This window comes from Paenibacillus sp. J31P316 (genome assembly GCF_056269105.1).
In genome coordinates this window covers 1,050,010-1,064,147 of sequence record NZ_JBWDNI010000002.1, presented here as the reverse complement: position 1 = coordinate 1,064,147, position 14,138 = coordinate 1,050,010, and the positions used below count along the sequence as shown (strand labels likewise).

Below are 14,138 nucleotides of genomic sequence, written 5' to 3'. Positions count from 1 at the left end.
TGCTTTTGTCGTTTAATGTTGTCAGGGCAGGCTGAAGGACAGCCGTACAGAAGCCGCTGCAACGCGCATAGGCATCAAGGAGAGAGAGAAGAGGAGACACTGCATGAAAGCTTTGAAATGGTTGTTGATCGTATCGTTCTTATTCTTGAGTTTTACAGACACCGTGACACGTCGCGCTTCTGCGGAAGGCTCTGCAGATTCCATAACTACGACTGACGCTTCCATCGTAACCGACCAGCTTGTGCTAACGATGGGAAGCGCTAATATGGTGCACAACGGCAAGCCGTACAAATCCGCGCAGCCGGTAGCGAACATTAACGGACGCACGTTTATTCCGTTCAGCTCCATTGCTGCCCGTTACGGGTACGCGATTTCGTACGACGCGCAGAAGAAACAGTCGATCGCGAAGAGCGACAAGCATGAGCTCGTATTCAAAATCGGCAGCGGCTACGCTTATCTGGACGGCGTGCTGACGAAGCTGACCGGCGTGCCGTACATTTCGAACGGTTATCTAATGGTGCCGCTTCGCTCATGGGGCGAAATGGCAGACAGCTCCATCGCGGTCGTCGGGAAGACGATTACCTTTAAATGGTCGACGGTCGTCATTCCGCCGAAGCCGACGGCAGCCTTCGAGGTGAATCCGAAAGAAATTTTCGCGGGTCAAACGATGGTCACCTATGTGGATCGTTCGACCAACCCGACGGGCCAACCGTTCGTGGATGAACGCTGGGAAGGAAGAATGGACGTGTTCCCCGATCCGGGGACGTACGTCATTACAAGGCAAGTCGAAGACATCAATGGCGTATGGAGCGAGCCTTATTCCGTGACCGTTACGGTCAAAGCGCCGAACCAGCCGCCGGTAGCGGATTTCACGACGGAGAAGGCGCAGTACCGGATTGGCGAGGAAATCGGCTATGTCGACCTGAGCACGGACGACGAGAACGCGATCGTCAAACGTACCTTCTCGGGGAATGACAAGGTATTCTTCGAGCCTGGCGATAAGATGGTCACGCTTGTCGTCCAAGACAGTCACGGGCTTACCTCGACGATTACGAAGGCCGTAACGGTAACGAGCGAGGTCCTGTATACCAAAGACGAGTATTACAGATTGAATACGAAGGTTGGCAGTAACTTTACCATCGATCCGGCTTCGGTCCCGAAAATGCCCGCGATCGGCTACACGATCAACTCCGTGCCGTCTCAGATGGTGCGCAGCAACAGTCCGGAGACGCTGCTGCAGGAGGGCATCGCATACGAGGCGCAGCTAACCGGCCAGGTACGGTTCATGTTCCATAATGTGAACAAAATCGGCTATCCGGTTAAGATGTACTTGCTTGCGACGAACAACAACGGCACGCCCGTCAACGTGAATACGAGCTCGATCGGCGTCGGCGGTCCCGATCCGAGCGTCGGCAATACGGCCATGATGTCCACGGCCCGTTACTTGACCTCGATCGGCAGCAATCCTGCGCCGAAATGGATCACGGTTCGTCCGCATCAAACGGTTGAGATTCTGCCCGAGATTTCCAAAACGCCGATGAAATTAAACGATGTATTATCCGCCTACGCGGATATTTACAGCGAGCAGGAACTGCAGTTCCACGTCGTGGTCGTCGCGGCTGGCAAAAATCCGATAACGGAGCTGCCGGACCTGTCGGTCATGCCGCGTGACGGTATCCATGTCCGAGGCACGTTCAACAATGCGGACCGTACGATCGACATCAATGATACGCTCGGCGATACGGAGCAGCGCATCGTGCTCGGCGACAAGACGATCGATAAGTATTTGGACGGCATTGACGATACGACAGGGGAGCTGCAGTACAACACCGGCAACTTCGGCACGCTGTACCGCCTCCACCTGCCGCATGTGTCGCCACGCACGTTAATCGCGCTTAATCCGCGCGGCGGCATCTATACCGGCGCGTTCATGGTCAACGGTCAAGTCGTGACGGCGTCGCTCATGAATAATACGCAAGCCACCGTGCTTTATCGGACCGGCAATACGGAAGAGTCGGTGGATTTCGTCTTCACCCTTGCGGGAGGAAGCAATCTCCCGATCGCGATGACATTCCTGCCGTTGCCGGAGCTTCGCTGGTAAGCAGCGCATGAACTAACAGCGCATGACGTAATTGCTAATGACGTATAAGCATGGTTTAAAAGCGAATGCGTAAATAAGAGAAAGGCCTCGGTCCATTGGGACCGAGGCCTTTCTCTATGATTCGATGTCGATCAACGGCCGCACCGCGCATACGAAGCATTGAACGCCGGTTCTAGACCTGAACAGGAACGGATGTATCCAGCTCTTCTTCCGAACCGGCATGCTTCTTGCGGAATTGCTTCGGCGTCATGCTGAACCGCTTCTTGAACACGTAGTACAAGTAGTTGCTGCTTGCAAACCCGTGCTCCAGCGCGATCTGCTCGATAGGCCGGCTTCCTTCGACGATGGCGGAGCAAATCTGAGAGAGCCGATAGTTCTCCAGATAAGCGGTGAAGGAGTCCTCGCCTTGTTCGCGGAATACGCGCTGCAGCTGGCGTGCGCTGATCGGAATCCGTTCGGCGACTTCCTGCAGCGTGAGCGGCTGCGCGTAGTTGTCATGGATAAACTGCGTCGCGATCCGAAACCGGTGCTCATTGATATTGCGGGAAGGCGGCTCGAAGGTTGCGTTCGGCGCAGCGGACATCCGTGCGGCGCGCAGCAAAATTTGGATGATCGCCTGTTTGATCGTGGAGAACGCGCCGGGCTGACCCTCGTTCCAGGCGCGGTATGCCGTCAGAAACCAAGCCATCGCGTTGAACTGGTCGACATGCGGCTTAAGCGGCAAATTGTCCAGCGCCCGCACGCAGGCTTCGGCTTCATGGCGCTCCCACGGATCTCCCCAATTGCCGTCGGCTTCAGATTCCTTGATCGGTACGATGTCGATGTGCAGGCAGAGCTCATCCATGGCTTCGCGAGCGTCGGCCTCCTGCTGGTGAATGACGTTCGGACCGGTCAAATAGAATAGGCCATCGTGGAGCGGGTATACCGCTTCCTCGAGAATGACCGTGCCTTTGCCGCGCGGAATGAAATGGAACTCGTATTCCGAGTGTTTATGGAAGCGGACGATTTTGCCGGGAGAGAAGGAGGTTAAGTGGCAGCGCAGCACGCGAAACCCATAACCGCCCCAGCGGAACTGTATATCGAGCCGGTCGATCGCATCGTTGCGCTCGGCCATTAATGTGTATGCGAACGGCTTTGCCATTGTTAACGCCTCCTTGATCTCCTTAGGCAGTATCAATTAGTTTTGAAGCTCGGACACGGCAACAGCGCGTTGCTCGGCATTGGAGATCGTGGCAGCTTCCATCAGCTTCGTCAGATCGATCGCAAGTCCAACGTTCTCTTCTGCTTCCGTACCGTTCAGTACGTGGCCGACCCATTGGTCGTATGCGGAGATCCGCAGCGCCGGTTGTTCGATCGTTACCCATTCCTGAGCTTCCAGCTTGTTGCTGCGCACGCGGACGACATCATCCGGCAATCCGTACAGCAGCGTGCCTTCCGTGCCGTGGATTTCCACGCAGAACGGGGAGTGCGCGTTCACGAAGCCTGCTTCCACGATGCCGATCGCGCCATTCTCGTAGCGAAGCGTGGCAACCGCGTTGTCTTCGACTTCTTTGCCAGTTACGTATCCGAACGCTGCGCTTACGGTTTTCGGCATGCCGAGGAAGAGGCGAGTCAGATACATCGGATGGCAGCCAAGATCGATCAGCGCGCCTCCGCCGCATTGCTCGAGGTTATAGAAATGCTGCGGCAGCCAATCGGCAAGGGCGCCGTTATGGGACAGGCGAACGCGGGCTTGCGTCAGCTCGCCAAGCAAACCTTGGTTCAGCACTTCTTGTGCCGCAAGCGTATAGCGGTCATTAAGACGCGGCAGCGAAACGGTCAGCTTCACGCCTGCTTCGCGAACGGCGGTTACGATTTCGTTGACTTCGCGGAGCGTAGGCGCGATAACCTTCTCCGTGAAAATATGTTTGCCGGCGCGCGCGGCTTTCACCATAACGTCACGGTGGATATTCGTAGGCGTATCAATAACGACCGCATCGATGTCGGCGCGGGCGAGCAGTTCGTCCAAATCGGCGATGAACGGTACGCCGAGCTTGGCAGCGGCTTCTTGGCCGCGAGCCGGAAGCTCGTCCCATACGGCGACAATCTCGGAGTTCGGGTTTTCTTGCACTTGTTTGGTGTAGTCCCAGGCATGAACATGCCAATAGCTGAGCATTGCAACGCGGATCATAGTATGATTCCTCCTAATAATGGGTGAATTGCTTGGATAGCTAAAATCATGGCGCATCATTACAGTTTTACATGCTCTAATTATGCGACACTTGTATACGGTAACACAAATAAAATCGCTCTATAATATGTTTCCATGACAACAAACATACAAAATTACGACAAACCGCTTGTCGCTTTTTTGAAAGCCGCATGAAAATTGACGCGGACGCTCAATTGCGTCATGATAGATAGCAAATAAGCTTCGCGCCTAGCCGATTGCGGCAGAAAGGGGAATCGTCATGCGTACGGTAATCAAAGCGCCTATTCATGTTTATCGACGCTATATATCACCGCTCAAACCGCCGACATGCCGGTTCTACCCGAGCTGCTCGGCCTATGCGCTGGAGGCGATCGACAAGCATGGACCGCTTCGAGGCAGCTGGCTCGCGTTCAGACGGATTTGCCGATGCCACCCGTTTCATCCGGGCGGCATCGACTTCGTGCCGCCTACGCGCGAAGAGCTGGCGAAACGGGCGGACGGCGCGCTTGACAGCGCCTCTAAGGATTCGGTATAGTTTCAGCAAGAGCTTACTTATTAATATCATTGTTCGATGAACGGATAAGTACAGAAGCGATGACCTTACCAGAGAGCCGGGGCAGCTGGAAACCGGCAAGGAACAGCTTGTGGAAAATGGTCCCGGAGAACCGCTTCCGAGCAGCAGCACAGGGCTGCGGCAAGGCTGCGGCGACTGACCTCGTTACCGGTCGACTGCTCATCCCGATAGAGGGTGAGCCGAATGAAGCTTTCTTCGCAAGCGGCGGTCGCGGACTCGCACGCGTTTGTAGGAGAGAGGAATTTGGGTGGTACCACGTGAGCGGCAAGCTCTCGTCCCATAGTGGACGGGGGCTTTTTTTGTTGTCTAAACGTTCTTGAGACTTGCCAAGACGCAGGAAAGAGGAGTGTTTTCGATGAGCGAAACCAATGAAACCAAACCAGCATTTTACATTACGACCCCGATTTATTATCCGAGCGACAAGCTGCATATCGGCCATGCGTATACGACGGTGGCGGGCGACGCCATGGCTCGTTACAAGCGGCTGCGCGGCTACGACGTCTGGTATTTGACGGGTACGGACGAGCATGGACAGAAGATCGAACGCAAGGCAGCCGAGAAGGGCAAGACGCCGCAGCAGTTCGTCGACGATATCGTCGTTCTCATTAAGGATCTATGGAAGAAACTCGACATCTCCAACGACGATTTCATCCGGACGACGCAAGAGCGCCATAAAGTAGTCGTCGAGGCGATCTTCGATCAGCTGCTGCAGCAGGGCGATATTTATAAAGGCAACTATGAAGGCTGGTATTGTACGCCGTGCGAATCGTTCTTCCTGGAGCGCCAGCTGGTTGACGGCAATTGCCCGGATTGCGGACGTCCCGTGGAGCTCGTGAAGGAAGAGAGCTATTTCTTCCGGATGAGCAAATACGCCGATCGCCTGCTGCAGTTCTATGAAGAGAATCCGGAGTTTATCCAGCCGGAGTCGCGCAAGAACGAAATGATCAACAACTTCATTAAGCCGGGTCTTGAAGACTTGGCGGTTTCCCGTACGACGTTCGATTGGGGCATCAAGGTGAAGGGCGATCCGAAGCATGTCGTGTACGTGTGGATCGACGCCTTGTCGAACTATATCACGGCGCTCGGTTACGGCTCGGACGAAAGCGGCCGCTTCGATAAGTTCTGGCCTGCCGACGTTCATCTCGTAGGCAAAGAGATCGTTCGTTTCCATACGATCTATTGGCCGATCATGCTGATGGCACTCGGACTGCCGCTTCCGAAGAAAGTATTCGCGCACGGCTGGCTGTTGATGAAGGACGGCAAGATGTCCAAGTCCAAGGGCAACGTCGTGGATCCGGTAACGCTGGTCGACCGTTACGGTCTTGACGCGCTGCGTTACTACTTGCTTCGCGAGGTGCCATTCGGCGCGGACGGTACGTTCACGCCGGAGAACTTCGTAGAGCGGATCAACTTCGATCTGGCCAACGATCTCGGGAACCTGCTGAACCGGACCGTCGCGATGATCGACAAGTACTTCAAAGGCGAAATTCCGGGTTACGACGGTGCCGTGACGGCCTTCGACGAGAAGCTGTCCTCGCTCGCTCAGAGCACGGCGGAGCTTGTGGAGTCGGCCATGGAGCGGATGGAATTTTCCGTCGCGCTTACGGCGATTTGGCAGCTGGTCAGCCGGACGAACAAATATATCGACGAGACGCAGCCGTGGACGCTTGCCAAGAGCGAAGAGAAGCGGGGCGAGCTCGCTTCCGTCATGCATCATCTGGCGGAATCGCTTCGGATCATTTCGATCCTGCTGCAGCCGTTCCTGACGAACGCGCCGCTTAAGATTCGCGCACAGCTGGGCCTTGCGGAAGGAGAGCTGACCGCATGGGAGAGCACGAAGCGCTTCGGGCAGCTGCCAAGCGGAACGCGCGTCACGAAGGGCGAGCCGATCTTCCCGCGTCTCGATGTTGCGGAAGAGACGGCGTTCATCGCCGTATCCATGAACGGCGGAGCGGCTCCGGCCGAAGCCGAAGCCGTTCAAGCGGATCAAGCAGCGCAAGGAACGGACGCGGCATCTGCTACTGCTACTGCTGCTGCGCTCGAGGATGCGAAGCCAGCGGAGACCAAAGAAGAGATCGGCATTGACGATTTCGGCAAGGTGGAACTCCGAGTAGCGCAAGTAATTGCCGCCGAACCGATTCCTAAGGCGGATAAGCTGCTCAAGCTGCAGCTGGACATGGGCTTCGAGCAGCGCCAGGTCGTATCCGGCATCGCCAAATTTTACAAGCCGGAAGAGCTGGTGGGACGCAAAGTCATCTGCGTCGTGAACCTGAAGCCGGTGAAGCTGAGAGGCGAATTATCGCAAGGGATGATTCTCGCGGCCTCCCACGGCGACCAGTTGACGCTGGCCACCGTGCCGGAAGATATGCCGAACGGCGCAATTGTGAAATAAGCATGAACCTTGACCGCCGGAGCGCGCAGCTCCGGCGGTTGTTTGTTGACAGTGCCTATGCCCCTCTATATAATCATAATAGTAATGTTTACGATTATGTTAGGATGATAGAATTGAGGGTGCAAGCATGTTCCGAGCAGCAATATTTCGTCTATTCGCCGTTGCAATTACGGCTGTGTTTTTGATTGTATTCTCCGCGGGATGCGACTCTTCCGGCCAGAGCAAGCTGGTCGAGGGGAAGATGAACGTGGTGACGAGCTTTTACCCGCTATATTTTCTGGCCCAGCAGATCGGGGGCCCGGATGCGAATGTGATCAATATGATTCCCGCAGGCGTCGAGCCGCATGATTGGAGCCCGAAGAGCCGGGATCTGGATACGGCTTCGAAGGCGCAGTTGTTTCTCTATAACGGTGCAGGCTTGGAAGGCTGGGTAGACGATTTCTTGGAAGGCTTGCCCGGCGACTCCAAGCTGACGACGGTGGAAGTAAGCCAAGGCATCGAGAAAATCTCCGGAAACCCCGAGGATGATAGCCCGGACAAGAATCATGTCGATCCGCATACATGGGTCAGCCCGAAGTCGATGCAAATGATGGCCGGTACAGTCCTCCATTATTACTTGGCGGCTGATCCCGCACACAAAGCAGCTTACGAGGCGAATTTCGATGTGCTCGAAGAGAAGCTGTCCGCGCTTGACAAGGAATATTCGGACGCGTTATCCGCCGTCACGCACAAAGACATCGTGACGTCCCATCAGGCCTTCGGGTATTTGGCCCGTGATTACGGCTTGAAGCAAGTGGCTATAATGGGGTTGTCGCCCGATGCGGAACCGAAGGCGCAGGATTTGCTGCGCATCACGAAGTTCGTGAAGGCGAACGGAATCAAAACGATCTTCTTCGAAGAGCTGGTTTCCGACGAAATCGCCAAAACGCTTGCCAATGAAGCGAAAGTCAGCACGATGGTGTTGAACCCGCTTGAAGGACTGACCCCGGGGCAGGAGTCCAAGGGGGAAGATTACTTCTCATTGATGAAAGCGAATTTGAAAAATCTCGTGCAAGCTCTGCAATAATAGAGGCTTGCATCGCCCGGGAGGGAAGTTCATGTTAGCGGAGAAACAGATGCAGAGATCGGATAACTTCTGCCATGCGCCGATCATCGAGCTGGAAGGCGTATCGTTCGCTTATGAGAATAGGCCCGTCATCGATTGCGTTTCCTTTGCCGTGCAAGAACGGGACTTCGTCGGCCTAATCGGTTCGAACGGTGCCGGCAAGACGACGATGCTCCGCATGATTGTCGGGCTGCTCAAGCCGACGAACGGCGCCATCAAGCTGTTCGGTCAGCCGATCGGGCAATTCCGCGATTGGGGCAGGATCGGCTACGTGCCGCAGAAGAATTCCTTTAACCCGTTATTTCCGGCTACGGTTCGGGAGGTCGTGCTGTCCGGGTTGTATAACCGCAACAAGCTGTTCAAGCGCGTATCCAAAGCGGATGCGGTCAAATGCGAAGAAGCGCTGCATGCCATGAAGATCGAGGATTTGGCCGACAAACGGATCGGTCAGCTGTCCGGGGGACAGCAGCAGCGGGCTTTTCTGGCACGAGCACTCATTAATAATCCCGCGCTGCTCATCTTGGACGAGCCGACAGTAGGTATCGACGCGGAAACGCAGGAAGGGTTCTTCCATCTCATCAAACATATGCATCAGCATCATAACATCACGTTTCTGATGGTGTCGCACGACATGGAGATGATCCGTTCTTACTTGGGACGCGAGCCGAAGCAGCAAGCCGGCAAAATCAATTTGTATGTCAAGCATTCCCACGATCTGGAGGATTGTGTGGAGACGAATCTGACGCACAGCCTTCGCGAGCTGCGTCATGCCATGGAGAGCGGGAAAGTAGGCGTATAGCAGTTGGATATTTTACAATTGGAATTTTTTCAAAGGGCCTTGATCGGAGGCGTTCTGATCGGCATAACGGCACCGCTGATGGGACTGTTTCTAGTCCTGCGCAGGCTGTCCATGATCGGCGATACGCTCGCGCACGTGTCTATCGCCGGCGTGGCGCTCGGGTTCCTGATCGGGGTTTATCCGGTCGTGGTCGGGCTCGTGTTCGCGATTGCCGCGACGTTCGCGATCGAGAAGCTGCGCAAGGCGTATAAGACCTATGCAGAGCTGTCGATCGCCATTATCATGTCCGGCGGCGTGGCGCTTGCTTCGCTGTTGTTTACGATGGGGAAAGGCTTCAACGTCAGCGTTAGCGGCTACCTCTTCGGGAGTATTTATACGCTTGATTCCATCGACCTGGTCCTTATCGGCAGCGTAACCGTCGTCGTCCTTCTTGCCGTCGGCCTGCATGCCAAAGAGCTGTTCCTGCTCACCTTCGACGAAGATGCGGCGGCGGTCAGCGGCTTGCCGACGAAATATTTCAATTTCATGATCAGCATCCTGACGGCGCTCGTCATCAGCGTCTCCATCAAAATCGTCGGCGCGCTGCTCGTATCGGCCTTGCTGACGATTCCGGCGGCGTGCAGCCTTGCGATTGCAAGGAGCTTCCGTCAGTCCGTCGTTACCGTCGTCGTCATTGCGGAGCTGGCAGTCGTCATCGGACTGATTACGGCAGGCATTTGGAATCTGGCGCCGGGCGGAACCATCGTTATGCTGCTGATCGTTATTTTACTGCTTTTGCTTTCGCTTAGAAGAACCAGCAGAAGCAGCTAGAAGTGGAGGGATTCTTACATGTCTGACGTAACGGTTTGGGCGGCGTTCGGGGCGGGTATCGCTTCGTTTATATCGCCTTGCTGCCTGCCGCTGTACCCGTCTTATTTATCTTACATAACAGGCGTATCGGTAGCAGATTTGAAGAGCGAGCATCCGGGCAGGGAAATACGGATTCGCACCATGACCCATACATTGTTCTTCATTCTAGGATTCTCGATCGTGTATTATACGCTGGGTTACGGCACGAACGCGTTTGCGGAACAATTCTCGAAATATCAGGATTTGATCCGGCAGCTGTCCGCGGTGCTTATCATTCTAATGGGGCTCATACTCATGGGCTTGATCCAGCCCAAGGTACTTTTGAGGGAAATGAAAATGCCCTTGCGGCTCAAGAAGTCGGGGTATTTGGCTTCGTTTATTTTCGGTATCGGATTCTCCGCGGGCTGGTCGCCTTGCACGGGACCCATCCTGGCGAGCATTCTGCTGATGGCGGCCTCTCATCCGGGTACGTGGTTCGAGCTGACGACTGCGTATGCGCTCGGCTTCGCCATCCCGTTCTTCGTGCTTGCCTTCTTCATCGGTTCGACCCGGTGGATCGTGCGTTATTCCGGCATCATGATGAAAATCGGAGGAGCGGTCATGCTTCTGATGGGCATCCTGCTCTTCACCGACCAGATGACGAAGATCACGATTTGGTTGAATTCGATTACGCCTGAATTCATGAAATTCTAGAAGATTGTACGGCATGTGACTTGCGGTCGGTACGGGTCTCCGATCGCTGTTGTAGTCGGTTGATAGGATTCAATTTTATAAGGTAATCTTCCGACTACTAAGGCGACCGCTAACGCTTTTGCGACTCCACACCGACACTCCAGTCACACATTCAGAAACAAGCTTCTAGGTGAAGTATTCGATCTTCGCATCTTCAAAATGTTCAAAGATGCGCTCCGAGATGAACATCCGGAGCGCTTGCGCCTGCTCATCGGGATAGACGTATTTACCTTGACCCCAGCGTCCCCACTTATATTTGCGCTGCTCGATATCCATTTCGAGCTTCGTGCGGGGATAGCGCTTCTCGATGACGTTCTTGGCGGTCTTCGTGAACCGGTGCTGGATGAGCTCGAACGTCAGATTGCGGGAAGCGTCCTTCGGAAGCGCTGCAGCCAAGGAAGAGAGTAATTCGGCGTAGCCTTCCTGCCAGCCTTCATGCCAAATGATGGGGGCTATGATGAAGCCGAGCGGATAGCCCGCCCGGGCAATCTTGGCGGCGGCCTCGATTCGCTCCTCGAACGGAGAGGTGGCCGGCTCGAAGTTTTTGATGACATACTTGGCGTTGACGCTGAAACGGATGCGGGTATGCCCGTTATGCTTGATGTCGAGCAGGGAGTCGACGTAATGGAACTTGGTCACGAACCGAAGACGGCCGTATTCCTGGTCCGCCATGAACGTAATGAGCTCCTTTAAGCTGCCCGTGATGGGCTCGAGGCCGACGGGATCGGATGTGCAGGCTGCCTCGAAGCGGGTGATTTCCGGAATCCGCTCCTCGATATAGCCTTTGGCGGCGCCGAGAATGTCATCCATGTTGACGTAGACCCGGATATACGGCTTGGCACCGAGCGTCGTCTGCAGATAACAATAATGGCAGTGTCCCATGCAGCCCGTTGCGATCGGAATCGCGTATTCCGCTGACGGCTTGGACGTGTCGAATTTCAACGTTTTGCGAATGCCGACGACTAGCGTGCGTTTGGCGATTTTGTACTGCTCGAGCTCCGTCTCGCCCGGCAGGTTCGTGATGCGGTTATGCGAGGTCGTCATTTGGTAAGGGATGTTCAAGGACTTGACCCACGCCATGATTTGACGGCCCTTCGGGTAATCCAGCGATGCCGGTTCGAAATAAACAAGTTCGGGAATGAACGAATCATGCACCTTTCTCTTCGGTTTGGGACGATCTAGCGTCGTAGTGCTCATGCTCGTCAGGCCTCCTTGGCTGATAACGGACTTGCCGTTAGTTTGAGAACGAAAGCCCTTCCGCAAACATGGAAAGTTAAGTGTGCACCGCGGTTGCGGCGTGGGGGCAGGCAGTGTATGATACTAAGAGTAAGCGCGGGGGCTAGGACGCCTGGAGCCTGCCGCGCACAACAATCCGTACGTACGGGATGCTGGTGAAATGGAGGTTGTACGATGCCGACTCCAAGTATGGAGGATTATTTGGAACGCATTTATAAATTAATCGACGAGAAGGGCTATGCCCGTGTCTCTGATATTGCGGAAGGACTTGAAGTGCATCCTTCTTCCGTTACGAAGATGATTCAGAAGCTCGATAAAGACCAGTATTTGATTTATGAGAAGTACCGGGGTCTCGTGCTGACGAATAAAGGGAAAAAAATGGGCAAGCGCCTCATGGATCGGCATGAGCTCCTGGAATCGTTCCTGACCGTGATTGGCGTGCAGGAGGAGAACATTTACAAGGATGTCGAAGGAATCGAGCATCATCTAAGCTGGGATTCCATTACGTGCATCGAGACGCTGGTGGAGTTTTTCCGCCGGGATCCGGAAAGGCTGGAAGCCTTTAAGTCCGTCCATGCCGAATTGAACAACGAAGAAACTTAAGGATCCGGCAATCCAAGAAATCGAATGGTATAAAAGGGTACATATAAAGAAGGGGCTTTCCGAGTAGGCATGGTGACCATGCTTACTTGGAAAAGCCCCTTCTTGCGTTGGCCGGCGTAGGCCATCACTATATTCGTTAATGGTACTTCGGTAAGTCGTCGTCGTCCTTGCCGCCTTCGATGACACGGAATGGTGAGTTCTTGCGTGCCTTGCTGCGACTGGATTGCGGCGAATCTTTACGCGAAGTCGAAGCTTTGTAACGCGGCTGCTTCGCTTTTGACCGCGCGGCTGCTCCCGGCGGGAACTTGTAAAGTAAATAAATGACGCCGAAGACGCCGACGGGAATTAGAAGCTGATAGGGATTGCTGATCGTTTGCGAAACAAGTCCAATGACGACGAGCACCAGGATGATGATGGTTGGCAGACTCATTTTACGAGGCATGACGCGCTCACCCTTCCTTCCCGAATCCTGAATGTGATGATGCTGCTTTACGATTGAACGCCTTGACGGTCCAGCTCCAGCACCCGGTTGAACGATGCGATGGAGACGGCCACCTGATCGTCCGTCGGTTCTTTCGTCGTCAGCTTCTGGAGCCATAGGCCCGGATAGCCGAGGAAGCGAAGGACCGGCAGTTCGCGCATCGAGTTCGTGAGGCGGAGCGCCTCGTACGAGAACCCGAGCACCACTGGAAGAAGAAGCACGCGCAGGTAAACTCTTTCCCACAGGGAATCCCAATGGAAGAAGGAATACACGACGATCCCCACAAGCACGGAGAACACGATGAAGCTGCTGCCGCAGCGGTAATGAAGACGGGTAAAGCGTTGAACGTTGGAGACGGTCAGCTCCGCGCCGGCTTCGTACGCGCTGATGACTTTATGCTCCGCGCCGTGATATTGGAAGAGGCGCTTGATCAGCGGCGTCAGCGAGATGATATAGAGGTAGGAGAGCAGAAACAGGATCTTGATCGCACCCTCGAGCAGGTTGTGTACTATTATATTCTTGAACGCATGTCCAAAGATCAATTGTTCGATTAATGCGGGTACGACGGTGAAAACGAGCTTCCCGGCGATGAACGAGATGATGCCCGCAACGGCCACGCCGACGATCATGCTGAGGCTCCAGCCTTTTTTCTCCTCGGTCTTGGCGACCGCGCTCTCGTCCTTGCCTTCTTCCAGCTCATCCTCCGCATACGATTCCATGGAGAAGTTCAAATGCTGGGAGCCTTTCGCGCTCGATTCGAGTATGGCGACGACGCCGCGCACGAGCGGGATTTTTTTGAGCTTTTGAATCCATGGCGTGACTTTGCGCGGAACCTCGTAGAACTTGATTTCGTTATTTTTGCGGCGAACTGCAGTAACGTTGGCATTGCGGCCGGCAAACATGACGCCCTCAATGACGGCTTGTCCGCCGTAAATATTTTGCGTGCTTTGCGACAAGGGCGAATCACCATCCTTCAATATTGGCGTAAGTGTAGGTTCTCTATGAACGTTCTCTATCCTATTGTACTTGATTATACAAGACATTGCGAGCGGGATCCTTTCTCAGATCGGCTTGG

13 protein-coding genes are annotated in these 14,138 nt (G+C 54.7%); 8 read left to right on the top strand and 5 right to left on the bottom strand.

All coding sequences use genetic code 11. From position 1 onward, the window contains the following. The first annotated feature begins 103 nt into the window (after positions 1-103). On the top strand, positions 104-2,101 hold the full coding sequence (locus tag AC0YNU_RS10370; protein WP_475755905.1) for a copper amine oxidase N-terminal domain-containing protein: 1,998 nt from the start codon (positions 104-106) through the stop codon (positions 2,099-2,101). A gap of 172 nt (positions 2,102-2,273) precedes the next feature. Here AC0YNU_RS10370 and AC0YNU_RS10365 read toward each other — a convergent pair whose 3' ends face one another. Next, positions 2,274-3,242, bottom strand: coding sequence for a helix-turn-helix transcriptional regulator (locus AC0YNU_RS10365; protein ID WP_475755903.1), 969 nt, complete (start codon positions 3,240-3,242; stop codon positions 2,274-2,276). A 36-nt stretch (positions 3,243-3,278) separates the two neighbouring features. Beyond that, positions 3,279-4,271, bottom strand: a complete 993-nt coding sequence (locus tag AC0YNU_RS10360) for a Gfo/Idh/MocA family protein (protein WP_475755901.1) — start codon at positions 4,269-4,271, stop codon at positions 3,279-3,281. A gap of 280 nt (positions 4,272-4,551) precedes the next feature. Here AC0YNU_RS10360 and yidD point away from each other — a divergent pair, with 280 nt between their 5' ends. From yidD to AC0YNU_RS10330, 6 genes are all read left to right on the top strand, one after another. Then, on the top strand, positions 4,552-4,827 hold the full coding sequence (gene yidD / locus AC0YNU_RS10355; RefSeq protein ID WP_475755899.1) for a membrane protein insertion efficiency factor YidD: 276 nt from the start codon (positions 4,552-4,554) through the stop codon (positions 4,825-4,827). Between the two features lie 394 nt (positions 4,828-5,221). Beyond that, entirely contained in the window at positions 5,222-7,258 is a 2,037-nt protein-coding gene (metG, locus tag AC0YNU_RS10350) for a methionine--tRNA ligase (RefSeq protein ID WP_475755897.1), read from the top strand. A gap of 127 nt (positions 7,259-7,385) precedes the next feature. Continuing rightward, positions 7,386-8,324, top strand: a complete 939-nt coding sequence (locus tag AC0YNU_RS10345; protein ID WP_475755895.1) for a metal ABC transporter solute-binding protein, Zn/Mn family — start codon at positions 7,386-7,388, stop codon at positions 8,322-8,324. Between the two features lie 31 nt (positions 8,325-8,355). Next, positions 8,356-9,162, top strand: coding sequence for a metal ABC transporter ATP-binding protein (locus AC0YNU_RS10340; RefSeq protein WP_475755893.1), 807 nt, complete (start codon positions 8,356-8,358; stop codon positions 9,160-9,162). Positions 9,163-9,165: 3 nt separating this feature from the next. Then, positions 9,166-9,972: a metal ABC transporter permease gene (locus AC0YNU_RS10335; protein ID WP_475755891.1), complete on the top strand. Its 807-nt coding sequence runs from the start codon at positions 9,166-9,168 to the stop codon at positions 9,970-9,972. Positions 9,973-9,990: 18 nt separating this feature from the next. Beyond that, positions 9,991-10,704: a cytochrome c biogenesis CcdA family protein gene (locus AC0YNU_RS10330; RefSeq protein ID WP_161696255.1), complete on the top strand. Its 714-nt coding sequence runs from the start codon at positions 9,991-9,993 to the stop codon at positions 10,702-10,704. Positions 10,705-10,869: 165 nt separating this feature from the next. Here AC0YNU_RS10330 and splB read toward each other — a convergent pair whose 3' ends face one another. Beyond that, positions 10,870-11,940 carry a spore photoproduct lyase gene (gene splB, locus AC0YNU_RS10325; protein WP_475755889.1) on the bottom strand — a complete coding sequence of 357 codons (1,071 nt, stop codon included), beginning with the start codon at positions 11,938-11,940 and terminating at the stop codon, positions 10,870-10,872. 213 nt (positions 11,941-12,153) lie between these two features. On the opposite strand from splB, the gene mntR reads away from it, so the two are divergent. Continuing rightward, complete coding sequence (gene mntR / locus AC0YNU_RS10320) at positions 12,154-12,582, top strand: transcriptional regulator MntR (protein WP_475755887.1); 429 nt, start codon at positions 12,154-12,156, stop codon at positions 12,580-12,582. Positions 12,583-12,718: 136 nt separating this feature from the next. On the opposite strand, the gene AC0YNU_RS10315 is transcribed toward mntR, so the two are convergent. Next, entirely contained in the window at positions 12,719-13,024 is a 306-nt protein-coding gene (locus AC0YNU_RS10315; RefSeq protein ID WP_475755885.1) for a hypothetical protein, read from the bottom strand. Between the two features lie 47 nt (positions 13,025-13,071). Then, a complete protein-coding gene (locus tag AC0YNU_RS10310; RefSeq protein WP_475755883.1) occupies positions 13,072-14,019 on the bottom strand; it encodes a DUF1385 domain-containing protein in 948 nt (315 codons plus the stop codon). Positions 14,020-14,138 lie beyond the last annotated feature (119 nt).

Excerpts from the sequence above, each read along its gene's own strand:
- AC0YNU_RS10370 (WP_475755905.1), top strand. The coding sequence starts at position 104 with ATGAAAGCTTTGAAATGGTTGTTGATCGTATCGTTCTTATTCTTGAGT.
- AC0YNU_RS10365 (WP_475755903.1), bottom strand. The coding sequence starts at position 3,242 with ATGGCAAAGCCGTTCGCATACACATTAATGGCCGAGCGCAACGATGCG.
- AC0YNU_RS10360 (WP_475755901.1), bottom strand. The coding sequence starts at position 4,271 with ATGATCCGCGTTGCAATGCTCAGCTATTGGCATGTTCATGCCTGGGAC.
- yidD (WP_475755899.1), top strand. The coding sequence starts at position 4,552 with ATGCGTACGGTAATCAAAGCGCCTATTCATGTTTATCGACGCTATATA.
- metG (WP_475755897.1), top strand. The coding sequence starts at position 5,222 with ATGAGCGAAACCAATGAAACCAAACCAGCATTTTACATTACGACCCCG.
- AC0YNU_RS10345 (WP_475755895.1), top strand. The coding sequence starts at position 7,386 with ATGTTCCGAGCAGCAATATTTCGTCTATTCGCCGTTGCAATTACGGCT.
- AC0YNU_RS10340 (WP_475755893.1), top strand. The coding sequence starts at position 8,356 with ATGTTAGCGGAGAAACAGATGCAGAGATCGGATAACTTCTGCCATGCG.
- AC0YNU_RS10330 (WP_161696255.1), top strand. The coding sequence starts at position 9,991 with ATGTCTGACGTAACGGTTTGGGCGGCGTTCGGGGCGGGTATCGCTTCG.
- splB (WP_475755889.1), bottom strand. The coding sequence starts at position 11,940 with ATGAGCACTACGACGCTAGATCGTCCCAAACCGAAGAGAAAGGTGCAT.
- mntR (WP_475755887.1), top strand. The coding sequence starts at position 12,154 with ATGCCGACTCCAAGTATGGAGGATTATTTGGAACGCATTTATAAATTA.
- AC0YNU_RS10315 (WP_475755885.1), bottom strand. The coding sequence starts at position 13,024 with ATGCCTCGTAAAATGAGTCTGCCAACCATCATCATCCTGGTGCTCGTC.